Raw genomic sequence first — 22,992 nt, 5'->3', positions numbered from 1 at the left:
GCCTGACACCGGTGCGCCCAGGGGGGAATCTCATGCATAGAATATGCCCGGCATCTTTGCCCGGCGAACCGCGGGTCCCGCCGAATTGAGAACTCTTTACCAACCTCGATTTGGGGTGAATCTTGGCGGAAGCGGCAAAACGGCTCACGCTTCTCGACTGCGGATCCGGGCCCGAATTCGACACCACGCTCCCGGTCCTTCTCTTCCGCACCAACCACTACCCGCTGCACCACGGCACGCTCGCCGCCGTCCGCTCGCTCGGACGCGCCGGGATCGAGGTGCACGCCCTGCTGGAGGGGCCGGCCAGCCCGGCGAGCCGGTCCCGCTACCTGCGCCGCCCGCATGCCCTGGGCCCGCGCCCGTCCGACGCCCCGGCGCTGCTGGAACACCTGGGCCGGACTGCCGACCGCATCGGCCGGCCGGCGCTGCTCGTCCCGCTGGACGACGCCGCCGCGCTCTTCTCGGCCGAGCACCGCCCGGCGCTGGAGGGCCATTTCCGACTACCCGGTATGAGTCCCTCTCCCGGTGAATTCGCGGACAAGTCACTTCTGCTCGAATCGTGCCTGCGAGCCGGAATTCCCGTCCCCGCGAGCCTGGTACCGGACGTGCCGGACGTGGCGGCGTCCGACCTCGCCGCGCTGGGATATCCGCTCATCGCCAAGTTCGCGCGGCCCTGGCTGCTCCCACCCGGAACCCGGAGCACCACCCTGGTGGGCGACTACCGGCAGGCGCGCGGCCTGCTCTTCCTTTCCTTCGCCCGCGACCACCGCGCCGCCGGGCCCCTCATCTTCCAGAGAATCGTCGGCGACACCGGGCACGACTGGTTCTTCCAGGGATATTTCGACCGGAACTCGGACCTCGTCTTCGGCGGCGCGGGCAAGAAGCGGCTCGCCTATCCGCGCCGGAACGGCGCGACGGTCGTCGGCGAATGGCTCCGCAACGACCGGCTGGAACGGCACGTCCGCGCGCTCGCGAAACGGCTCCGCTACTGCGGGCCCGCCGACCTCGACTTCCGGTACGACCAGCGGGCCGACGCCTACAGCCTGCTCGACTACAACCCGCGGCTCGGCGCGCAGTTCCGCCTGTTCACCGACCGCCGCGGCACCGACCTCGTCCGGGTGATGCACCTGCTGTCCTCCGGACGGCGCGTGCCGCGCCCGGAGCCGGTGTTCGGCCGCAGGATCCTCGTCGAGAACCACTACCTGCCGCTGATGGCGGCGGCGCCGGCCCACGGGCTCGCCGCGCTGCGCGAGGGCGAGCTGGCCTGGCTCGCGGCCGACGACCTCGCGCCGATGGCGACGCTCGTCCGGCAGAGCCTGCGCGTCGTGGCGGGCAAGGCGGCCCGGCGCGTCCCGATCCCGGCCGGCCTCGGACGGCGCCTCGCCCGCGTCCCCGCCGCCGCGCCCGCGCCGGCGTCCGCGCCGCCGGCCGTCGACGTCAACCAGTGAACGGAGCACAGCCCATGCCCACCTCCCTCGCGGACGCCGTCGTCGTCGGTGCCGGTCCCTACGGTCTCTCGGCGGCGGCGCACCTCCGGGGCGCGGGGCTGGACTGCCGGATCATCGGCACGCCCATGCACTTCTGGAACCACCACATGCCCGCCGGGATGTTCCTGAAGTCCGAGCCGTTCGCGTCCAGCCTCAGCTCGCCCGCGGACGGGACGTCCTTCCTCGACTACCGGCCGGGCTGGCGCGCCGGGCGGCCCATCCCGGTCGACACGTTCGCCTCCTACGGCGAGTGGTTCACCCGCGAGGCCGGGCTGCCCGCCGAGCCGGCCACCGTGACGTCCGTCGAGCGCGCGGACGGCCGGTTCGAGGTCGCCCTGGAGACCGGCGAGACGATCTCCACGCCGAACGTCGTCCTCGGTATCGGGATGGGCGTGTTCGCCGACCTGCCCGCCGAGCTGCGGCACCTGCCCGGCGCGCTGTGCGGCCACAGCAGCGAGTACCGCGACCTGTCGGTGTTCAAGGGCGCGCGGGTCGCGGTGGTCGGCGCGGGCCAGTCCGCGCTGGAGACCGCGGTGCTGCTCGCCGAGCAGGGCGCCGAACCGGTCCTCATCACCCGCACGCCCGCGCTGAAGTGGAACGCGGCGCCGTCCGACGGCTCGTCGCCCGCCGCGCGGCTGCTGCGCGGCCCGCAGTCGGGTCTCGGACGCGGCTACCGCACGTGGGTCTGGTCCGAGCGTCCGGAGATGACGCGGCTGCTTCCCGACCGCGTCCGCGCCCGGATCGTGCGGAACACCCTCGGCCCCGCCGGGGCGTGGTGGCTGCGCGACCGGTTCGCGACGGGCATCGCGGTCCGGACGGGCCAGCGGCTCTCCGGCGCGGACGCCACCGGCGACCGGGTGACCCTCACCACCGCCGACCGCTCCGGCGACCTGCGCGTCCTCACGGTGGACCACGTGCTCGCGGCGACCGGCTTCACCCCGGACGTCGATCGCGTCCAGATCCTCTCGCCGGAGATCCGCCGCGAGATCGCGCGCACCGGCCGCTCGCCGAAGCTGGACTCCGCCTTCGGCTCGTCCGTGCCGGGCCTGTACTTCACCGGCCTCGCGGCCGCCGCGAGCTTCGGCCCCGTGATGCGCTTCGTCCACGGAGCCGACTTCTGCGCCCGCCGCATCGCGCGCCGCCTCGGCCAGGACCGGCGCTGACCGTCTGACCGTCTGACCTGGCCGGACGCGGGTACGCGGGGCCGGGTAGGCGGGTACGCGGAGGCGCGGGGGCGCGGGGGCGCGGGGGCGCGGGTCAGCGTTTCACCCATCTCCTCGCCGCGCGGTCCCACTCGGCGTCGGTCTTCAGGCGGTCGAGGTCGGGGACGGCGCCGGGGGTGCCGGCGGGCACCTGCACCCAGCCGCGTCCCCGGTGGTCCCAGCCCTGCTCGGGGCCGGGGCCGTCCCAGCGCGTCCACCAGCCGAACTCCTCCGCCTCGGCCTCGCCCGGCCACTGCCCCGTCCAGCGGTCCCGGCCGCAGGCGTGGTCGAGGTCCAGGTCGGTCCGGTGGTGGCCCGCGCAGGTGAGCCGTCGCCCGCCGTCGTAGAGGCAGCGCGCGATCGCGCAGCCGTCGCCGTGCGGCCGGGCGATCCCGGCGCCGCAGTCCGGGCAGTAGGGGTCCAGCGAGCTCACTCGGCCTCCGCGGGAGAGTCGAACGACAGGCGCTTGCATGCGGTCGCGCCGTCCCTGGAGGAGCCGCGCGCGCCGCACACCGATACTGGCCTGACCGGTGGCCGCCACGTCCGAACGTCGCCGGAGGCGGCGGCCGAAGCCAGGGATATGTATCCGCGCTGCTAGGTGCGTCCGGCCATGAACGGTGTATTTCGCACGCCGAACGGCGCCGCTCGCCCGTCGAACGGTCCCGTTCGCTCGTCGAACGGCGTCGAGCGCCGTCGAACGGTGCCGAACGCGCCGGTCGCCCGGGGGTCCCTTCGGCCCTCCGGAGGCTCAGTCGCCCCGGGCCCGTCCCTCCGCGGACGCCATGGTGTTGATGACGACGATCGCGGCCTCGAACAGCTCGTGGACGGGACCGATCGGCCCGAGCCTCCAGGCGAACACGCACGAGGTGCCCGCGGAGGAAGGGGAGCAGCAGCCCGCGGCGCCGTCGGCGTCCCCGGTGCCGGACGGCCCGGCGGACGCGGGCTCGCACCAGACCACCTGCCGCGTCCGGACGGCCTCGGGGCGGCAGACGCTGAGGAACGGCGGCCCGTCGTCCGGGACTTGCAGGCTGCACCGGAGCCCGGACAACTTCAGGATGACCACCTGGAGCTCTTCGAGGTGCCGCGCGCCGCGCCGATCGGCGGGGTCGTCACCGTCCGGTTCCGCGCGGAGCCGTAGTGGCGCGGAGGCGTCGGCGGCCGTTCGCGCACCGGGATGGTCCGGTGTGAACGCGCCGCGCGGCTCCGGAGGAAGGAACCAGGAACGGAGCCGTGCGTGCGCCGGTATCCCGCGCACATCGGTCTCGACTGGACGTTCCAAAGGCCGCCGGAATCTCCGGTCGGAAATCCAGGACATGGATCGAACCCCCCTGTCGTTCTCGCGAACTCGGCCGTTCTCGGCCGTCCCTCGTGGCGCGCTCGCCGGTGGTCGTCACGGCGCGCGCGTGCGGACCGCCTGGAAAGGCGGCCGGGATCGGCCGGACGGAACTCCGCACGGCCGAGGGCGGCGCCGGGCGCCGGCGGTGATATCGGGAACTCGTTCTCGGAGTACGGGACCGGGAGAAGCGGCTGCAAGCGTCCCTGGGAAAAGAGCGGGACGGCGCCTCGGTCCGTTCTCGGTGTTCTATGCCGTCCGCCGGTTATGCCGAATCTGCTCCGGCGGCGGCGGACCTTTCGATCGCACTGTTCCGCGTGACACCCACCCCCCTGTGGGTCCTGCACGTGCCCTCGCATCGTATGCGAGCGGCTCCGAGCAGGAGTGGCGTTCCGGGAAATGGGGCCGGGGCGCGGAATCGCGGCCGGGGTTCAGTCGGGCGGGGTCCCGGAGGTGCCGGTTTCGTCGCCCGGCTCGCGGCGCGGGCGCAGAGCGCCGGTGACGGCTCCGCTGACCGTGACGGAGGCGGTCACGACGAGCCAGCGTTCGGCCGCGGTCGGGGGAGCGACCGGGGCGAGGTACCAGAGGGCGAGGGCGAGCAGCGCGAGCAGGAGCCCGCCGAGCACGCCCTCGCCGATCGCGTAGAGGCGCGTCCCGAACGGGTCGGGTCCGTCCGGGGGTTCGGTTGGGCCGGACGGCTCCGCCATGGTCGCGACACCTCCCCAACAGCGAGCGGTCGGATGGCCGGGGGGAGGGGGTGTGGGACGCGGGGGCCGGGCCCGAGGGCGGGAACCGGGGCGCGTGACGTCGGGCGACATCGCGCGACGCGGCGCGACGCGGGCGACGCGGGGCGACGGGTACGACGGGGCGCGACGCGGTGTGCGACGCGGCGCGACGGGGTGCGGACCGGACCCGGCGGCCCGCCCGCACCCCGGACCGCTAGCGGTGGCCGACCGGAGTCAGTGGTCGACCGAGCCGTTGACGCAGTCCCCCGATTCGTCGCTGATGCCCAGGATGTTGTGGATGGCCGCGCCGATGCCGGCGATGTCGATTCCACGGCAGGTCTGGATGCCGACGATCTGGATGTTCCCCGTGTTGTCGTTGTCCCTGCCGTTGCCGGCCATGGCCGGCGTGGCCAGGAGACTCGTGAACCCCACGCCGCTGAGGAGGGTCGCAGCGGCCAGTCGCTTGCGCATGAGTACTCCAATTCACTTGTCTCGTCGCCGACGGCGCCAACCGCGCCCGCGGCGTCCCGTTCATCGCATCCCACAACTTCGCCCGGCGGCACGTGTAACAAACGCGCTTTACCGAGTCCTTGCCGGTAACGGGAGTTCTCTTCGACCGCGGCGCCCGAGTATCGCCGTTCGGCAAAAGCGGGCACCGCTGTGCGGACGGCGCTCCGGACGGTCGGCTAACTTCGCGTGTTGCTCGCGCTAGCTCGAATTCAAGAAGGGCCGGCCCGGCTTTATCGGCGGATAGTGGATGGGTCGCGAGGTTCGGGAGGTTAAGCCGGGCGGTGGTGCTCTGTAAGGCACTGCGGTCGGTTCCGGCCATACGGCGCGTTGCCGGTCGGTCTGACACTCCGAATGACATGCTGGTCCTCTCGCGGTGCCGAGTTCCGGTGCTACGGTTCTCGGGCGCCGAACGAGAAGTGCGAAAGCGTGACTCCACTCGCTGCGGACCCTCGAAAGGCGCTGTCATCAGCGCATGCCACAGCCGAGTCCGCCGCCGCACCGGCCATTCGAACTCGATCTTGCGACGGTCGGCCATGGCCGCCCGGGACCCGCCATCAGCCGGGCATGGACGACGCGTTCGAGCAGACATTCCAAAGGAGCACAAATGCGCAACTGGGCCAAGAACGTGAGCCGCGCCGCGCTCGTCGCGGCCGGCCTGGCGGCCGTGGGAGCGGGACTGCCCACCGGCGCCGCCCTCGCCGAGACGACCAACGGCGACTACAGCGTGCTGGGCGGCAACCAGCTCTACGCGCCGATCTCGGTGCCGGTGAACTTCAGCGGCAACGCCCTCGGCGTCCTCGGCGTCGCCAACGCCAAGTCGGTCGACGGCGCGCACGTCCTCAACTTCCAGCCCGGCGACTCCCGCGACGGCGTGCAGACGTCCGGGGAGGGCTCGGTGGGCGGCGGCAACCAGCTCTACGCGCCGATCTCGGCGCCGCTGAACATCTGCGGGAACGACATCGCCGTCGCCGCGGTCACCAACGCGCTCTGCCGCGGCTCGGCGAGCGTCGACAACATCGTCGCCGGTCACCGCGCCGGTTACCCGGACGGCTCGCGCGGCGGCGACGCGGCGCTGAAGACCTCGGGCAAGTACAGCGTCCTCGGCGGCAACCAGGCGTACCTCCCGGTCAGCGTGCCGGTCAACCTCTGCGGCAACGCGGGCGCCCTGCTCGGGGCCGCCAACGGCCACTGCTTCGGCTCGGCGTCGGTGCGCAACTTCCAGCTCGGGGGCCACCGGGTGGCGCCGCTGCCCTCGACCCGGCGCGTCGCCGGACCGCAGCCGTCGGCCGCCCAGCCGATGTCGGCCCAGCAGTCCTCGTCGGCCCGGCCGCCGGAGGCGGGCGGCCGGCCCGCGCCGGGCAAGCAGCCGCTGAAGGTCGAGCAGCTCGCGGCGGGCAAGAAGCCGGCGTCGGCCAGGCAGATGCCGCCGGTCGCGCGCGCCCTGCGCAACGTCGTCCGCAAGCTCGGCATCCCGGTTCCCGGGCCGGACGCGCCCCCCGGCCCGCAGCCGTCGCTGCTGAAGGGCATGCCGATCAGCGTCGCCGGCCACCGGCTTCCGTTCCTCGGCGGATAGCGACCGGCCGGGCGTCCGAGCGGCCGCCCGGCCACCTCACCAGTCACCGGTCAGCGCACCGCCGCCCGGCCCCGGTCCTCCCGGCGCCCGGAACCCGGCGGTGCGCTGTCGCGTGTGGCGGCGTCCCGCCGGGGACGGCGGTCCCGCCGGGAGGCGGCATCACCAAGGCGGCGTCACCGAAGCGGCATCACCAAGGCGGCGTCACCGAAGCGGCGTCACCGAAGCGGCATCACCAAGGCGGTATCACCAAGGAGGAGTAGTGCGTTTCAGACGGCTTCTCGCCGGAGCGATGACCGGCGCCATCGGATGGGCGGGCGCGACCGGGCCCGTCCACGCCGCGCCGGACCGCGGCGTCCCGGGATCGGCGCGGGAGGCGCGCGCGTCCCGTCCCGCCGCGGCCGATCCGTCCCGGGTCGAACTGATCATTCCGAAGCTGCACGTGGACGACCCGGTCGGCGAGGGCGTGTCCGAGTCCGACCTCTGGCATGGCGTCGGGCACTATCCGGGCACCGCGGACCCCGGCCAGGTCGGCAACGCGGTGTTCCTCGGCCACCGGACGTCCGGCGCGGCCCCGTTCAGCGAGCTGGAGCGGATGCGGGCGGGCGACGCGGTGATCCTGGTCGTGGGACGGACCCGGTACACCTACCGGGTCACCGGGACGCGGATCACCGAGCCGAACGACCTCAGCGTGCTCGCGCCGGTGCCGATGGAACCGGGCCGGCGGGCGACCGGCGCGTGGGCGACGCTCGTGACGTGCCACCCGCGCGGTTCGGACCGCCAGCGTTTCGTGGTTTTCGCCCGCTTGACGCACTAGTGACCAACCCATCGCGCCCAGCGGTGTATGTCCAGGGACATTTCCGATCAGGAACGTTCATGGCTCGGGTTTCACTTCGAGCCGCCCAAACATCCCGGGCGGCAGCGTTCCGCCTGATCGGAAGGGGATTTCATGCTCGTGAAGGGCAAACTCGCGTTCGTGAAGGGGGCCGTCGCGCTCGGTTGCGCGGCGGCCGCCGTGGCGGGCACCACGGGGGTGGCCTCGGCTTCGGTCGGCCAGTTCTTCTACCGCGTCGACGGCGTGCCGAGGGTGCTGACCAACGCCCAGGACGGTGAGTGCCTCAGCCTGGAGGGCACCGGCACGAACTTCGGCAACTTCACCGACACGACCGTCCAGGTGTTCGCGGGGACGCAGTGCCGGGGCCCGAGCGTCTACCTGAACCCGTACTCCGGCGACAACGGCGCGCCACCGGTCGGGTACAGCCTCCGGTTCCTGAACTGACCGGCGGCACGAAGGCGGTCGCGGCGCTCGCCGCCCGACCGCCTTCTCCCTTTTCCGATGGGTGCGTCCCGCCGTCCGCCCCGGTCAGCGGGACGGGTTCGCGGACAGTTCCGCCGAGAGCCGTTCGAGGCACGCGCGATGGCGTTCGCGGACGAGGGTCCGCGCCTGGAGGCCGGCCGTCCGGGCCTCGGCCTCCCGCCTCCTGCGGGGATGGAGCAGCAGCCGGTGGTCGTCCTTGCCGATCACGGCGTCCGCGACCCAGCGTTCGAGCGTGGCGCGGCAGGCCCGCTGGTACCTCGCCCGCGCCGTCCCGCCCGCCGCCAGGACGCCGACCGCTCCCGCGACGAGCAGCGAGATCGTCGCCGCGTCCCCGAGGGCGAGGACGAGCAGCAGCCATCCGATCAGCGTCAGGAACGGCTGCGTCCATGAGGAGAGGCGCCGTCCGAGGAGCGCGGAGGCGGCCCCGGCGACGCTCAGCGCGAGGACGACGCTCAGGAATCTCATCAGCAGGCGTCCGAACGTCGCGTCGGCGGGCCACACGACCAGCGCCGGGGCGACCAGGCAGTAACCGAGGCAGACGCCCGCGCCGCCGAGCGCGCCCAGCATCAGCGCGGCCAGCGATTCGCCCGCGCCTCGCCGGTTGCGAGAGCCGCTCCAGACGAGGACGACACCGAGCAGCATCCCCACGCCGACGCTCGTCAGCACGCCCGCCGCGAGCGCGGCGGCGAAGGCGCGCCGGCTCACCGGCGCGAGGATCAGCCCGCGAGCGACGGCCGCCACCGCGAGGACGGTGAGGGCGAGGACCGGGCTCGCGGCGCACAGCCCGTCGAGCACCGCTCCGTGCGTGAGTTCGAGGGATCCCATGGCCGCCCCATCGCCGCGTCCGAGTGCCGACGTCCGTGATCACTGCCCGGGGCGGCCCCGCCTAAGGCGCGCTTCCCGCAAAGAGTCGGCCATCCGGATTCAAGATCGGTCCGTGCCGGGCCGGTCCCGCTTCCGGATCCAGGCGAGGACGGCGGCGAGGCACAGCATCGGGACCGCGGGAAGCAGGTAGCGGTAGTCGAAGTCGGCGGTGGCGGCCGGCAGGACGATCAGCGCGGCGCCGGTCAGCAGCGGCAGCAGCGCCGGGCTCCGCCACCGCCGGACGATCCCGGCCAGACCGGCCAGCAGGATCAGCGCCAGCAGCGGCCCGCGCAGGAAGACCAGCCGCTGGTAGTCGCGGATCCATCCCGCGAACGGCTCGACCACGCGCGGACGGGCGGTCGCGCCGCCGTACCGTTCGGACGCCTTCTCGGCCGTGACGGGCCGCTCGTAGCGGGCCGCGAACCGGTACTCGGCGACCGTCCGGGCGGTCGGGCGGTTCGTGCGATGCGGCGCGAACCCGCGCACGCTGTCCACCGCGACCGTCCGGAGGTAGTCGAGAGGCTGGGCGAGGACGGCCCGCTTGGCGAAGTCACCCGCGAGCTCGTTGCCCTTCCGGTCGGCGATGCCGGTGGAGAACGTCCGGAAGGGAGCGTGGACGCCCCACATGGCCGCGAACGCGGCGTCCATGCCGGGGGTGTCGTGCGTCCAGTCGCGGCAGAACACGCGCTCGTCGGCGGGCGGGCGGATCCTGTCGCAGTCGGCGAAGGCGGCGACGCGTCCGAAGAGGAACAGGCCGCCGGTGTCGGTGAGGCCCCAGTGCCCGTTCTCGGCGCGGTACCAGGCGGCGTACGAGCCGAGCACGATGGCGAAGGCGACGGCCAGGGCCCCGGCGGGACGCCATCCCGCCCGGCGCACGAGCAGGACGAGCAGGGCGACCGCGACCAGGGGGAGTCCGACCGTCCGGGTGACCGCAGCCGCGCCGAAGAGCAGCCCGGAGACCAGCGCGAGCGTCCAGGGCGGGGTGGCGCGCCACAGCAGCGCGACGACCGCTGCGACCAGGAGTAACTCGAACAGCGCGTCCGACAGGACGATGTGCTCCAGCTCGATCTGGTACGCGTCCAGCAGCGGCACGGCGGCGGCCAGGCAGCCGAGCAGGCCGGGCAGGACGGCGCGGTCCGGCCAGGCCGGGCGCGCCGTCCGGTAGGCGGCCAGATAGAGCAGGACGCCGATCGCCAGCCCGAAGAGGTGCTGCGCGAACGCGACCGCGCCGAGGTCGTGCAGCGGTCGCAGCGCCCACAGCAGGAGCGGGTAACCGCTCGGCCGCAGGACGGACGGCACCGGGTCCAGCGCGTCGCGCAGGTAGGTGCCCGAGTCGCCGAACCACAGCACCGACGGGTACCCGGCCATGGCGACCAACCGCGCCACGGCCGCCGCGACCAGCAGCAGCGCGAACGGCCCGTGCCGCCGCGCCACCGCCCGCAGTCCGTTTCCGTCCGCCGCACGCCCGTTGCCGAGCGGACGCGCCGACGCGTCCACCGTCACGATTACCCCTTGACGGCCCTACCCGGATGTCGCCGGGAGACACCGGAGAGTAAGGACGGCGCAGGGCGGAACGGCCGGAAGCGGACGCCCCGGCCGCGCCGGAGCGCGCCCTACCTAGGCTGTTGCCGTGAGCGTGCGACGGCCCCGCCGGGTGCCGCCCCGGCGGGGTGCGGGCGGCGCCGGAAGGCTCGGCCGATCCGACCGTGTTCGACGCATCCGACCCCCGATGAGGTGATCAAGCCGCGTTTGCGGCACGATATCCACCAATCGACACCGCCCGCGGTTCGGCCGCCGGAACGCCGCAGCCCCGCTGACTCGTCCGTTGACCATGGTCGGCGGGAGGAGTAGTTTCCGGCGCGGAACTCGTGCCTGGCCATGAGCAACCGGAGGACCCGCCCAGATGGAACGTGCGGCAGGGCCAACCGGGGGATACGCCGAGGACGCCGAACGGGCGGCGACCGAGGCGCTCGTCATCGTGGAACCGATGACCCCGGGCCGGGCCCGCCGCGCGGCCGGCATCGTCGGCATGGCGGGGCTGCTCGGCGAGGCCCGCGAGCACCTGGACCGGCGCGGCGGCACGGTCGTGCTGACCGGCCCGCCCGGCATCGGGAAGTCGACGCTGCTGGAGCGGCTCGCCGAGGGCTACGCCGGGCACACGGTGCTGCGCTGCGCGCCCGCCGAGTCCGAGAGCCAGCTCCCGTTCCTCGGCCTGATCGACCTGCTGTCCACGACCGGCGACGACGTGCTCGACCTGCTGCCGGGGCACCAGCGGGCGGTGCTGCGGTCGGCGCTGCTGCGCGGCGGCGACCCGCCGCCCGAGCGCGGCCCGCTGCCGCTGCGGCTGGCCGTCCTCGACCTGTTCCGGGTGCTGTGCGCGCGGTCGCCGGTGCTGCTGGTGATCGACGACGCGCAGTGGCTGGACGGCCCGAGCGCCGAGCTGTTGGCGTTCGTGGCGCGCCGCGCGGCCGGGCTGCCGCTGCGCGCGCTCGTGGCCGTCCGGACCGATCCGCGCGGACGGTACGACGCGGGCTTCTGCCCGGGGCCGGTGCACGCGCTGAACGTGCCGGGCCTGACCGTGACCGAGGTGTCGCAGCTGCTCGGCGACCGCTGGCCGCGTCCGGTGGTGGCGCGCGTGCACGAGGTCAGCGGCGGCAACCCGTTCTTCGCCCTGGAGCTCGGGCGCGCGCTGGCCGAGTCGCCGCCGGAGTCGACCGACGACGAGCTCCCGCTCCCCGACAGCCTGCGCGACCTCATGCTCGACCGCCTCGGCACGCTGTCGGAGGACGCCCGCCGGACGCTGCTGACCGCGACCGCCGCCGCCCGTCCGACGCTGCGGCTGCTGCGCGCCGCCGGGCGCGACGGCGCGGACGAGGACGTCGCCGCCGCCGTCCGGGACGGGATCGTCGAGATCGGGTCGGGCGAGGTCGTCCGGTTCACCCATCCGCTGCTGGCCGCCGTCGTCTACGCCGAGGCGGACCCGGGGGAGCGGCACGCGGCGCACGCGGCGCTCGCCGGTGCGGTCACCGACCCGGTGGAGCGCGCCCGGCACCGCGCGCTCATCGCCCCCGGCCCGGACGCCGAGCTGGCCGCGACCCTGGACGAGGCGGCCGTCGCGGCGCGGCGGCGCGGCGCCCCCGCGGAGGCGTGCCGGCTCGGCCGCCTCGCCGCCGAGCACACCCCGCCCGAGGACACCGACGGCTTCGTGAACCGGCTGCTCACCGCGTCCGAGGACGCGATCGCCGCCGGCGACCTGCCCGAGTCCCGGCGGATCGCGCACGAGGCGCTCGCCGTCGCGTCCGAGCCCGCGCAGCGGGTGCGCGGCTGGCTGGCCGTGATCGACTCGGCCGGGCAGGCGCTCGCCGAGTTCGGCGACATCTTCCCGCGCGCGCTCGCGGACGCCGGGGACGACCCGGCCCTGCTCGCGCCGCTGCACTACCGGCTCGCCTGGCGGGCCTGGCTCGTCGAGGGGTCGGCGTTCGAGGCGCACGAGCACGCGGCGCGCTCGGCGGAGCTGGCCGCCCGCGCGGGGGACCGGCGCACCGAGATCCTCGCGCTGGCCAAGCAGGCGCACCTGGCCTTCTTCCTCGGCCGCCCGGACGCGGAGCGGACGCTCGCGCGGGCGCTGTCGTCCCCGCAGGACCCGCGCGTCATGGTCGACCACAACGGCCCGGCGTTCCAGCGGTACCGGCACCACCTGCTGGCCGACCGCCTGGAGGAGGCGCGGGCCGAGCTGCGCTCGCTCATCTACCTGGTGCGGCGGCGCGGCGCGGTCGAGAGCCTGTGCCACTGCCTGCACAACCTCGCGCGCGTGGAGGTGCACCGCGGACGCTGCGACCGCGCGCTCGACGTCGCGCGGCAGAGCCTGCGCCTCGCCGAGGACAGCGACCTCAGCCAGGGACCGTCGTGGTTCTCGCTCGCGCTCGCCGAGGCGGCCGGGGGCGACCCGGAGCGGGCCGCCGACGCGGCGCGCCGGGCCGAGCAGCACAGCGCCGACGACGGCGACCTGCTGTTCCTGCCGCAGGCGTGGTTCGTGGCCGGGCACATCCACCTGATGGCGGGGCGGAACGAGGCGGCCGTGGCGCTGCTGCGGCGCGTCCGGCGGTCGGAGGAGGCGCAGGGGCTCGGCGACCCGGCGATGCGGCGCTGGCACGGCGACCTCGCCGAGGCGCTCGCCCTCGCCGGGCACCTGGACGAGGCGGCCGAGCTGATCGAGGAGACCCGCGCCCGCGCGACCCGGCTGGAGCGCCGCGTGATGGTCGCGGTGATGGACCGGGCCGCCGCGCTGGTCGCGGCCGGGCGCGGCGACCACGCCACCGCGTCCGCGCTCGCGCGCCGGTCGGCGATGGCGCTGGCGGAGCTGCCGTTCCGGCTGGAGGAGGGCCGCTCCTGGCTGACGCTGGGACGCCTCCGCCTCGGCCAGAACGACGCCCGGACGGCGCGCTCGGCGCTGCGGGAGGCGCGCCGCGTCTTCGCGCACGCGCACGCGCGCCCGTGGCTGGCACTGGTCACCGCGGAGCTGGACCGCGTCCGCGACCTGGACCGGGCGCAGGCCCCGGCCGCGCCGTCCGCGGCGCTCGGCGACCTGAGCGCGATGGAGGCGAAGGTGGCCGCGCTCGTCGCCGAGGGCGCGACCAACCGGGAGATCGCGGCGCGGCTGTTCATCAGCGTCAAGACCGTCGAGGCGGCGCTCACCCGGACCTACCGGAAGCTCGGCGTCCGCTCGCGCGTCGATCTCGCGCGCCTGGCCTCGTCCCCGCGCACCCCGGTCCAGGACCCGCCGCCGGACGACGCCTGACCCGTCCGGCAGGGGCGGCGCGTCCGGGAGGGACGGCGCGTCCGGCGGGGGCGGCGCGTCCGGGAGGGACGGCGCGTCCGGGAGGGGCGGCGCGTCCGGCAGGGGCGGCGCGTCCGGGTTCGGCCTCCGGCAGGTTCGGCGCGGGGTCGCCGGTGCCGGATCGGCCGTCAAGGGACGCCTGTCGGCGCGGACTCGGCGGTGGACGCGTCGTCGCAGGTCGTGGCCTCCGTCATGCCGGTCAGGAAGCGGTTACCGGGGTTCACCCGGCGGTGTCATCTGGGCGTGGCGTCCGGTTCATGTGCATGTCCGTAGGGATATCCCTAACGTTCGGGCTTCGGTCTTCCTTGGACGAGTTGGTGCGCTGAGACTGCCGTTGATCCGAGATGCGGCGAATTACCCCGCTCATGCCGCGAAAGGAGCGCACCGCCAGTCCCGTGTTCGCCGCCCTCGTCCCCCCGTTCTGAACACGCCCGCCGTCCCCCGCGGCGGGCCACCCTGCCCACGAGGCGAGAGGGAACCGATCCACATGACCCCACGTCGTATCGTGACGGTGTCGAGCGCGGCCGTGATCGCCGCGGCCGGCCTCGTCGCCCTCCCCATGGCGGCCCAGGCCGGGCCCACGCCGAAACCCGGCATGCCGGCCGGACCGTCGTCGTTCGCCAAGGACGACTTCACGACCGACCCGTCCCCCAGCACCCGCAGCAAGGCGGTCAAGGACGCCGAGAAGGCCCTCGCGGCCCACCCCGGGCAGGCGCACGCCCAGTCCGGGCACGCGTTCGTCCCGCGCACGGTGGTCGTCGACAGGAACGGCGCGGCCGACGTCCGCTTCGACCGCACCTACAAGGGACTGCCGGTCTACGGCGGCGACCTGGTCGTCCACCTGAAGCCGGGCGGCTCCTACAAGGAGATCGACACCGCCGCCAAGGCGACCCCGACCGTGCCGACCGCGCCGCTCGTCAGCGCGAAGCAGGCGCAGGCCGCCTCCCGCGGCCAGGTGCGCGGGAAGGTCAGCTCGGTCGACAAGCCGCACCTGGCGGTGTGGAACTCCGGCCGGTCGTCCCAGCTCGTGTGGGAGACCGTCGTCCGGGGCGTCCGCTCGGACCGGACGCCGACCGTCCTGCACGTCCTGGTGGACGCGCGCAAGGGCAAGGTCATCACCAAGCGGGACGAGATCAGCTCCCTGCTGTCGCCCGCGCAGGCCGCCAAGGCCGCCAAGGCGAAGCAGCAGCCGAGCACGAACATCCTGACCGCGGGCACCGGGAACTCGATCTACAGCGGCTCGGTGTCGATCGACCTCACGCAGTCGGGCAGCACGTGGTCGATGAAGGACCCGTCGCACGGCAACGGCTACACGACGAACATGAACCACGGTACGAGCGGTACCGGCACGATCTTCAGCAACTCCACCGGCACGTTCGGCAACGGAAGCAACAGCGACCCCGCCTCCGCCGGTGTGGACGCCCACTACGGCGCGGCCGAGACGTACGACTACTACAAGAACGTGCACGGTCGCAGCGGCATCTTCGGCGACGGCCGGGGCGTCCCCTCCCGCGTGCACTACGACAACGCGTACGTGAACGCCTTCTGGGACGGCACCCAGATGACCTACGGCGACGGGCAGAACAACGCCCGCCCGCTCGTCGAGCTCGACGTCGCCGGCCACGAGATGAGCCACGGTGTCTCCGGAGCCCTCACCAACTGGGACGAGAACGGTGAGACCGGCGGCATGAACGAGGGCACGAGCGACATCTTCGGGACGATGGTGGAGTTCTACGCCAACAACCCGGTCGACAAGCCCGACTACACCATGGGCGAGCTCATCAACATCAACGGCGACAACCAGCCGCTGCGCTGGATGTACAACCCGTCGCTCGACGGCAACTCCCCGAACTGCTACAGCAGCAACAACGGGAACCTCGACCCGCACTACTCGCTCGGCCCGCTCACGCACTGGTTCTTCCTGCTCGCGGTCGGCTCCGGCGACCACGGCTACGGCAACAGCCCGACCTGCAACAACTCCACCGTCACCGGTCTGGGCAACAGCAAGGCCGAGAAGATCTGGTACAAGGCGCTCGCGTCCTACGCCAACAGCAACGAGAACTACGCGCAGGCCCGCATCGACTCCCTCAAGGCCGCCGCGGACCTGTACGGCACGCACTGCACCGAGTACAACACGGTGAACTCCGCCTGGGCGGCGGTCAGCGTCACCGGCACCGACCCGGTCCCCGGCACCTGCGGCGGCCAGCCCGGCTCGCCGTCGGTGACCAACCCCGGCGACCAGACCAGCACGGTCGGGACGGCCGTCAGCCTGCAGATCAAGGCGACCGACCCGAACAACCAGACGCTGACCTACAGCGCCACCGGGCTCCCGGCCGGCCTGTCGATCAACGCCTCGACCGGCCTGATCTCCGGCACCCCGACCACCGCGGGCACCTCCTCGGTGACCGTGACCGCCAAGAACACCTCCGGGAACACCGGCACCACCACGTTCAACTGGACGGTCAACCCGGTCGGCGGCGGGTGCTCCAGCCCGGGCAACAAGGTGCAGAACGGCGGGTTCGAGTCCGGGACCACGCCGTGGACCACCACCTCCGGCGTCGTGTCGGCCAACGGCAACGGTGAGACCGCCCACACCGGCACCTACTTCGCCTGGCTGGACGGCTACGGCACCACCCACACCGACAGCGCGTCGCAGTCGGTGACGATCCCGGCCGGGTGCAAGGCGACCCTCACCTACTGGCTGCACATCGACACCGACGAGTCCGGCAGCACCCCGTACGACACGCTGACGGTCAAGGCCGGCTCCACCACGCTGAAGACGTACACCAACGTCAACGCGAACACCGGCTACGCGCAGCAGACGGTCGACCTGTCGTCCTTCGCGGGCAAGACCGTGACGCTGTCCTTCAGCGGCACCGAGGACGCCGGTCTCCAGACCAGCTTCGTCATCGACGACGTGGCGGTGAACGCCTCCTGAGTCGCCGGGCGCCGGCCGCCGTTCCCCCGGCGGCGGCCGGCGCCGCATGACGGAGCCGGATGACGGTTCCACCCTTCGTCCCGGGCGCGGCACCACCCGGTCGCGCCCGGGACCCGCCCGCGAGGGAGAACCCCGTGACACGCACATCCCCTGGCGCACGACCCCCGGTGCGCCGCGTGAGAAGACTCCCCGGAAGACGGCCGCTCGGAAGAGGGCTCCCCGGAAGAAGGCTCCTCGCCCTCGGCGCCGGCGTCGCGCTCGCCACCGCGAGCCTCGCCGCGCCGTCCGTCCCCGCCTCGGCCCAGGCGGGCCCCGCGAAACCGAAGCCCCGCACGGCCGCGGCGGACTGCGCGCCCGCGCAGGTCGTCGGCAACGGCGGCTTCGAGAACGGCACCTCGCCCTGGACGGCGTCCAGCAACGTGATCTTCACGGGCGGCGGCGAGACCGCGCACTCCGGCAGCCGGTTCGCCCGGCTCGGCGGCCTCGGCCGCACGCACACCGACACGCTGTCCCAGTCGGTGACGCTGCCCGCCGGATGCTCCTCGGCGTCCCTGTCGTTCTGGCTGCACGTCGACACCGACGAGACCGACCAGGTCGCCTACGACAAGCTCACCGCCAAGATCGGCACGACCACGCTCGGCACGTTCTCCAACCTGGACGCCGCCGACGGGTACGTGAAGAAGACCTTCGACGTGTCCGCCTACGCGGGCCAGACCGTCACGCTCACCTTCACCGGCGCGGAGGACCCGAGCCTCCAGACCAGCTTCGTGCTGGACGACGTCGCGCTGGACGTCTCCGGCGGGACCACCCCGCCCGGCGGCGACTCCACGCGCACGCCCGCCGCGCCGTCCTACACGGTGAACCTGACGAGCGACTCGTCCGGCGGGACGTGGACCGGGCACGAGTCGGCGTCGTTCACCAACGCGTCGGCGACCCCGCTGTCGGAGGTCTACCTGCGGCTGTGGGACAACTACCACGGAAGCTGCCCGTCCAGCACGCCGATCACCGTCGGCAACGTCACCGGCGGCACCGCCGGGTCGCTGGAGGTCGGCTGCACCGCGCTGAAGATCACCCTGCCCGCGCCGCTGAACCAGGGGCAGAGCGGCACGGTCGGCTTCGACCTGAAGATCGTCGTGCCGTCCGGGGCGGACCGGTTCGGCCGGGACGGCTCCTACAACTTCATCGGCAACGCGCTGCCCGTGCTCGCCATCCGGGACGCCTCCGGCTGGCACCTCGACCCCTACACCAACAACGGCGAGTCGTTCTACTCGCTGGCGTCGGACTTCAAGGTCACCCTCGACCACCCGACCTCGATCGCGGTGCCCGCCACCGGCACCTCGGTGGACACGCCCGGATCGTCCGGCCGGACGGTCACCACGGCGACCGCGGCCAAGGTGCGCGACTTCGCCTGGGGCGCCGGGCCGTTCCAGAAGATCTCCGGCACCTCGTCCGGCGGCGTGAAGGTCAACGTCTACTGGGTGAGCGGCATCTCGTCCTCGTCCGCGCAGTCGATGCTGAACACGGCGACGAACGCGCTGGACGTCCACTCCTCGCGGTTCGGGGCCTACCCGTACGGCGAGGCCGACGTGATCCTCGACAACAACTTCTGGTTCGGCGGCATGGAGTACCCGGGATTCGTGCTCGACCTGGTCAGCTCCACCGCGCTCGCGCACGAGTTCGCCCACCAGTGGTGGTACGGGATCGTCGGCGACGACGAGTACAACAGCCCCTGGCTGGACGAGGCGTTCGCGGACTACTCGACCGACCTGTACTTCGGCGACGACGGCGCGGGCTGCTGGTCGAACGTGTCCTGGGCGTCGTCCGCCGAGAAGATCACCAACTCGATGGCGTACTGGGACGCGCACTCGTCGCGGTACTCCACGGTCGTCTACGGCTACGGCAAGTGCGCGCTGCACGACCTGCGGCGCGTCCTCGGTGACACCGCCATGGCCACGCTGCTGCGCAACTACGCGCAGTCCCACTGGTACGGGGTCTCCACGACGGCGGAGTTCAAGGCCGCGGCGCAGGCCGCGACCTCGACCGACCTGACGTCGTTCTGGTCCCAGCACCGCATCGAAGGCTGACCGCGCCGGGCCGGGGTCTGCCCCCGAGCCCCGGCACCGGCGCGGTTGGAGGACCCGCCCCCCGCCCGCGTCCGCCCCGTCCACCCCCCCGGACGGGGCGGGCGCGCGTCCGGCGTCCGCGACCGGCTTTTTTCCGGCTCGTTCTCGCGGCCTGTTGCGCGGCCGATCTCGGGGTTCGGTTTCCGGCTCGGACACCTTCCGGAAAAGGGATGTTCGGGAATTCCCGTCCGAACGTTCGTTTGGGTCTTCCACTGTGACGCAGGTCTCCGGGAGGCTGGGCCCATGGAGGACAAGATCGCGCTCGTGACCGGGGCCACGTCGGGGATCGGGAAGGAGACCGCGCGCGAGCTCGCCCGGCGCGGCTTCCGCGTCGGCATCGTGGCGCGCAACCCCACCCGCGCCGAGCGCGCCGTCGCCGAGCTGGCCGAGAGCGTGCCCGGTGCGATCTTCGACCTGTTCCCGGCCGACCTCTCGGCGCTGGAGGACGTCCGGCACGTCGCCGAGCGCGTCCACGCCGCCTACGGCTCGCTGGACGTCCTGGTGAACAACGCGGGCGTGCACCTGCCCCGGGCCAAGACCAGCGCGGACGGCTACGACCGCATGATCGCCACCAACCACCTCGGCCCCTTCCTGCTCACCGAGCTGCTGCTCGGCCCGCTGGAGAAGGCCGGATGCGCGGGGGGCGCGCGCGTGGTGACCGTGGCGTCCGAGGCGCACCGTCACGCGGGCCGCCTCGACCCCGACCGGTTCGCCGAGCCCACTCCTTACGGGCCGTCCGGATCGTTCCGCGTGTACGCCCGGTCCAAGCTGCTCAACATCCTGTTCACGCAGGAACTCGCCGCGCGCCTGGACGGCACGGGCGTCACGGCCAACGCGGTGTGCCCCGGAATGGCCGCCACGGGCCTCGTCCGCGACCTCCCCGGCACCGGACGCGTCGCCGGGCTGCTGTCCCACACGCCCGCGCTGCGCACTCCGGCGCAGGCCGCCCGCGTCGTCGTCCGCGTAGCGACCGACGCCGAATTCGCCACCCGGACGGGCGAGTTCATCACGTCCACGCCCGGCCTGCGCTTCCTGCCCCGCTCCGGCCCCCTCAAGGACGAGACCCTCCGGCGTGCCGTCTGGGACCGTTCGTCCGCGCTTGTCGGCCTTCCCACCCGCTAACGTTGCCCCCGTGAGCCACCCGCACGACCCCCGCACCCCACCCCCGCACCCCTCCACCCACCCGCAGAACCCCGCCTACGGCCAAGCCCAGCCGTACGGCCAGAACCCGACGTACGGCCAAGCCCGGCCGTACGGTCAAGGCCAGCCGTACGGCCAAGGCCAGCCGGTGGTCCGAGGACGCGGGTTCAAGGATGTCGGCGCGGGGATCGTGTACTTCCTGCGCGGGCTGGCGTGGGTGGCCCGGCGGCCGGGGATGTGGCTGTTCGGCCTGATCCCGGCGCTGATCGTGCTGGTGCTGTACGCGGCGCTGTTCGTCGCACTCGCGTGGAACCTGGACGACGCGGCGCGGTGGGTGACGCCGTTCGCCGACCACTGGTCGTCCGGGCTGCGGAGCGCGACGCGCGTGATCGCGGGGATCACGCTGTTCGGATCGGCGGCGTTCCTCGCCGTGCTGACGTTCACCGCGCTGACGCTGCTGGTCGGCGACCCGTTCTACGAGCGGATCGCGGTCGCGGTCGAGGACTCGATGGGCGGCGCGCCGCCCGAGCCGGACGTCCCGCTCTGGAGGCAGATCGCGCGGGCCGTGAAGGACGCGCTGATCCTCGGCCTCTACGCGGTCGGGTTCGGGCTGCTGTTCTTCGTGCTCGGGTTCCTGCCGGTCGTCGGTCAGACGGTCGTGCCGGTCGTCGCGGCGTGGGTTTCGGGATACTTCCTCGCGGGCGAGCTCACCGCCGTCATGCTGGAACGGCGCGGGCTGAGGCGCCGCGACCGGTTCGCGCTCCTGCGCGCGCACCGGTCCCTCGCGGTGGGTTTCGGCGTGTCCGCATTCGTGGTCTTCCTCGTTCCTCTGGGTGCGGTGCTGGCCATGCCGGGCGCGGTCGCGGGCGGCGCGATCCTGGTGCGGGAACGGCTCGTGCCTGCGATTCCCCCGGGCAATGGCGATCACGTGTCAGCGGCGCATCACTGAGGCGATAGAAAGATGTGTCCTGAGCGTAATTACCGGCCGGTCCATAATGAGTGATCTTCGCGTAACGTGTGCCGCATGTCCGATCAGGGGGAGCGCGGAACGCGCTGGACCGACATGAGCGAGAACGGAGCCGGGGGAGAGATGGCGGAGGCGCCGACCGGCCCGCTGCCCGCCCAGCCCGCCGCCGGACGGGCCCCTCGGAAGGGCGCCGGATCCCCGTCGCGGATGTCGTTCCCCGAGATCGAGGTCAAGGTCCCCGAGGTCGCCATCCCCGAACCCACGGGCCGCACGGAGTTCTCCGAATCCCCCTTCGCCGAGCCCGAACCCGAGCCCGAACCCGAGCCGGAACCCGAACCCGAACCTGAAGCCGAATCGGCCGGGTCCGTGCCGGAACCGGAGCCTGAACCGGCTCCCGCGGCGGCGCCCGAGTACCACGACGTCTGGGGCAAGGTCGAGGCCCCGCACCTGCACAAGCCGCCGCCCGCGCCGCAGGCGCCCGCGCCCCGCGCGCCCCGTACGCAACAGCCCGAGCCGCCGGAACCCGAGGAGTGGCGGTCCGAGTCCCGCGAGCCCGAGCAGCGGGAGCCGGAGATGTGGCGGCCCGAGTCCCGCGAGGCTGAGCAGCGGGAGCCGGAGGCGTGGCGGCCTGAGCCGCCCGAGCCCGCCGTCGCCGAGGAGCCGTCCGCGCCGGAGCCGCTGCCGACCGTCGAGGCGAAGACGCAGAGCACGCAGGACCTCGCGGCCGTCGTCGGCCCGGTCGAGTTCGACGTCGAGCCCCGGGAGCGGGACGAGCCCGAGACTGGACCGCCGTCCGCCGGCCCGTGGTGGCACGACGAGCCGCGCGAGCCCGTCCCGGCCTGGGAGGAGCCCCGGCCGCCCCGGCACCAGGCCCCGGCTCCGGTTCCGGCCGACGCGTCCGCGCCGCCGCGGCCCCGGGCCGCGGACGTGAAGGTCGCCCCGGTGGACGAGCCGGTCGGCGGCCAGGCGGCCTGGGAGGGCTCGCTGTTCGAGGGCGACGCCGGGAGCGGCGGAGAGGACGGCCGGTACGCGCCCGTGGCCGATCCGACCGCGGCCTCGGGCACGGCGCGTCCGGGACGGCCGAGCAGCGGCAACTGGCAGATGCCCGGCTGGATGGCGGACGAGAAGACCGCCGACGAGATGCTGGCCGGCGGGGACGGCGGCGACCGCCGCCGGTCCGACGGCTTCGGCGACGACGGCGGGGGCGGCCGGTCCCGCGTCGCGCTGTTCGGCGGCGTGGGCCTGCTGGTCGTCGCGCTGCTCGCGGCGGGCGGCGTGTACTTCATGAAGGGCGGGAAGGGCGGTTCCGAGGCGTCCACCGCGGCCGACGGGCGGCAGAAGCCGCCGGGCGCCGCGCACCGGACGAACCGCCCCGAGCCGCCGAAGGCGCAGCTGCCGCCGGACAAGCCGCTGGCGAAGTTCGCCGGCCACCCCGGCAAGATCGCCGGACGGGCGACCGACGCGCGGTCCGGGCTGTCCTATCCGCGGTTCGCAGAGCCGTGGCAGGCGCCGAACAAGAAGAACAAGCTCGCCGTGCCGGGCTGGTCGGGGCAGCAGGTCCTGGTCACCGAGAAGCACGGCGACCGGGTCTGGACGGGCCGGATGCTCACCGGCTCGCTGGCCCCGGAGCTCCAGTCGCGCTATGACGGGCCGAAGAGCCTCAAGGAGGTCGCGGTCCTCGCGGCCAAGGGCTTCGACAAGGAGTTCTACGACTTCGAGCACGTGTCGAGCCCGCTCGCGTCCGAGGAGATCGAGGTCGGCGCCCGCAAGGGCCGGCTGGTCGCGAGCTACGTGAAGTACAAGCGGCCCGGCGTGAAGGCGACCGGCGAGGTCGCGGTCACGGTCGTGGTCGACACCGGCCACAAGGTCCCGGCCGTCGTGTTCGCCTCGATCCCGAACACCGACCGCAAGCTCTGGCCGGACCTCAACGCCTTCGTGGACGGGCTCAGGGTCGCCTCCTGACCAGCGTCCCCGGGGG

General features: G+C 73.5%; 17 protein-coding genes. 11 read left to right on the top strand and 6 right to left on the bottom strand.

Translation table 11 applies throughout. From position 1 onward, the window contains the following. Positions 1 to 122: 122 nt before the first annotated feature. The gene (locus tag ACFPCY_RS23960) at positions 123 to 1,448 is read left to right on the top strand and encodes a carboxylate--amine ligase (RefSeq protein ID WP_378258709.1); all 1,326 of its coding nucleotides are present in this window, start codon (positions 123 to 125) and stop codon (positions 1,446 to 1,448) included. A gap of 14 nt (positions 1,449 to 1,462) precedes the next feature. Continuing rightward, complete coding sequence (locus ACFPCY_RS23955; protein ID WP_378258707.1) at positions 1,463 to 2,650, top strand: NAD(P)-binding domain-containing protein; 1,188 nt, start codon at positions 1,463 to 1,465, stop codon at positions 2,648 to 2,650. Positions 2,651 to 2,744: 94 nt separating this feature from the next. Here the strand turns inward: ACFPCY_RS23955 and ACFPCY_RS23950 are convergent, their stop codons facing one another. From ACFPCY_RS23950 to ACFPCY_RS23935, 4 genes are all read right to left on the bottom strand, one after another. Beyond that, on the bottom strand, positions 2,745 to 3,122 hold the full coding sequence (locus tag ACFPCY_RS23950) for a hypothetical protein (protein WP_378258705.1): 378 nt from the start codon (positions 3,120 to 3,122) through the stop codon (positions 2,745 to 2,747). 315 nt (positions 3,123 to 3,437) lie between these two features. Continuing rightward, positions 3,438 to 3,752 carry a hypothetical protein gene (locus ACFPCY_RS23945; RefSeq protein ID WP_378258703.1) on the bottom strand — a complete coding sequence of 105 codons (315 nt, stop codon included), beginning with the start codon at positions 3,750 to 3,752 and terminating at the stop codon, positions 3,438 to 3,440. A 701-nt stretch (positions 3,753 to 4,453) separates the two neighbouring features. Continuing rightward, entirely contained in the window at positions 4,454 to 4,729 is a 276-nt protein-coding gene (locus ACFPCY_RS23940; RefSeq protein WP_378258702.1) for a hypothetical protein, read from the bottom strand. A 252-nt stretch (positions 4,730 to 4,981) separates the two neighbouring features. After that, on the bottom strand, positions 4,982 to 5,218 hold the full coding sequence (locus ACFPCY_RS23935; protein WP_378258700.1) for a hypothetical protein: 237 nt from the start codon (positions 5,216 to 5,218) through the stop codon (positions 4,982 to 4,984). Between the two features lie 643 nt (positions 5,219 to 5,861). Here ACFPCY_RS23935 and ACFPCY_RS23930 point away from each other — a divergent pair. The 3 genes from ACFPCY_RS23930 to ACFPCY_RS23920 all read left to right on the top strand — a co-directional run bounded on the left by ACFPCY_RS23930 (position 5,862) and on the right by ACFPCY_RS23920 (position 8,106). Then, positions 5,862 to 6,830 (top strand): chaplin family protein, encoded by a 969-nt coding sequence (locus ACFPCY_RS23930; protein WP_378258698.1) that lies wholly within the window; start codon positions 5,862 to 5,864, stop codon positions 6,828 to 6,830. 259 nt (positions 6,831 to 7,089) lie between these two features. Next, positions 7,090 to 7,644 (top strand): class E sortase, encoded by a 555-nt coding sequence (locus tag ACFPCY_RS23925; RefSeq protein ID WP_378258696.1) that lies wholly within the window; start codon positions 7,090 to 7,092, stop codon positions 7,642 to 7,644. A gap of 132 nt (positions 7,645 to 7,776) precedes the next feature. Continuing rightward, entirely contained in the window at positions 7,777 to 8,106 is a 330-nt protein-coding gene (locus ACFPCY_RS23920) for a hypothetical protein (RefSeq protein ID WP_378258694.1), read from the top strand. An 84-nt stretch (positions 8,107 to 8,190) separates the two neighbouring features. Here the strand turns inward: ACFPCY_RS23920 and ACFPCY_RS23915 are convergent, their stop codons facing one another. Together ACFPCY_RS23915 and ACFPCY_RS23910 are read right to left on the bottom strand one after the other, a co-directional pair. Beyond that, a complete protein-coding gene (locus tag ACFPCY_RS23915; protein ID WP_378258692.1) occupies positions 8,191 to 8,970 on the bottom strand; it encodes a hypothetical protein in 780 nt (259 codons plus the stop codon). A 99-nt stretch (positions 8,971 to 9,069) separates the two neighbouring features. After that, entirely contained in the window at positions 9,070 to 10,512 is a 1,443-nt protein-coding gene (locus ACFPCY_RS23910) for a hypothetical protein (protein WP_378258691.1), read from the bottom strand. A gap of 400 nt (positions 10,513 to 10,912) precedes the next feature. On the opposite strand from ACFPCY_RS23910, the gene ACFPCY_RS23905 reads away from it, so the two are divergent. The 6 genes from ACFPCY_RS23905 to ACFPCY_RS23880 all read left to right on the top strand — a co-directional run bounded on the left by ACFPCY_RS23905 (position 10,913) and on the right by ACFPCY_RS23880 (position 22,976). Continuing rightward, positions 10,913 to 13,807 carry a helix-turn-helix transcriptional regulator gene (locus tag ACFPCY_RS23905; RefSeq protein ID WP_378258689.1) on the top strand — a complete coding sequence of 965 codons (2,895 nt, stop codon included), beginning with the start codon at positions 10,913 to 10,915 and terminating at the stop codon, positions 13,805 to 13,807. Positions 13,808 to 14,333: 526 nt separating this feature from the next. Next, positions 14,334 to 16,784 carry a M4 family metallopeptidase gene (locus ACFPCY_RS23900; protein WP_378258687.1) on the top strand — a complete coding sequence of 817 codons (2,451 nt, stop codon included), beginning with the start codon at positions 14,334 to 14,336 and terminating at the stop codon, positions 16,782 to 16,784. A gap of 176 nt (positions 16,785 to 16,960) precedes the next feature. Further along, positions 16,961 to 18,868, top strand: a complete 1,908-nt coding sequence (locus tag ACFPCY_RS23895) for a M1 family aminopeptidase (protein WP_378258685.1) — start codon at positions 16,961 to 16,963, stop codon at positions 18,866 to 18,868. A 282-nt stretch (positions 18,869 to 19,150) separates the two neighbouring features. Then, positions 19,151 to 20,029 carry an SDR family NAD(P)-dependent oxidoreductase gene (locus ACFPCY_RS23890; RefSeq protein WP_378258683.1) on the top strand — a complete coding sequence of 293 codons (879 nt, stop codon included), beginning with the start codon at positions 19,151 to 19,153 and terminating at the stop codon, positions 20,027 to 20,029. A gap of 10 nt (positions 20,030 to 20,039) precedes the next feature. Continuing rightward, positions 20,040 to 20,996 carry an EI24 domain-containing protein gene (locus tag ACFPCY_RS23885; protein WP_378258681.1) on the top strand — a complete coding sequence of 319 codons (957 nt, stop codon included), beginning with the start codon at positions 20,040 to 20,042 and terminating at the stop codon, positions 20,994 to 20,996. A gap of 75 nt (positions 20,997 to 21,071) precedes the next feature. Continuing rightward, on the top strand, positions 21,072 to 22,976 hold the full coding sequence (locus ACFPCY_RS23880; protein ID WP_378258679.1) for a hypothetical protein: 1,905 nt from the start codon (positions 21,072 to 21,074) through the stop codon (positions 22,974 to 22,976). Positions 22,977 to 22,992 lie beyond the last annotated feature (16 nt).

It is taken from the genome of Actinomadura gamaensis, assembly GCF_042652125.1.
Taxonomy (GTDB): domain Bacteria; phylum Actinomycetota; class Actinomycetes; order Streptosporangiales; family Streptosporangiaceae; genus Spirillospora; species Spirillospora gamaensis.
Note: the sequence above shows the minus strand (reverse complement) of the source record. Positions and strands in the feature narration are given on the sequence as shown.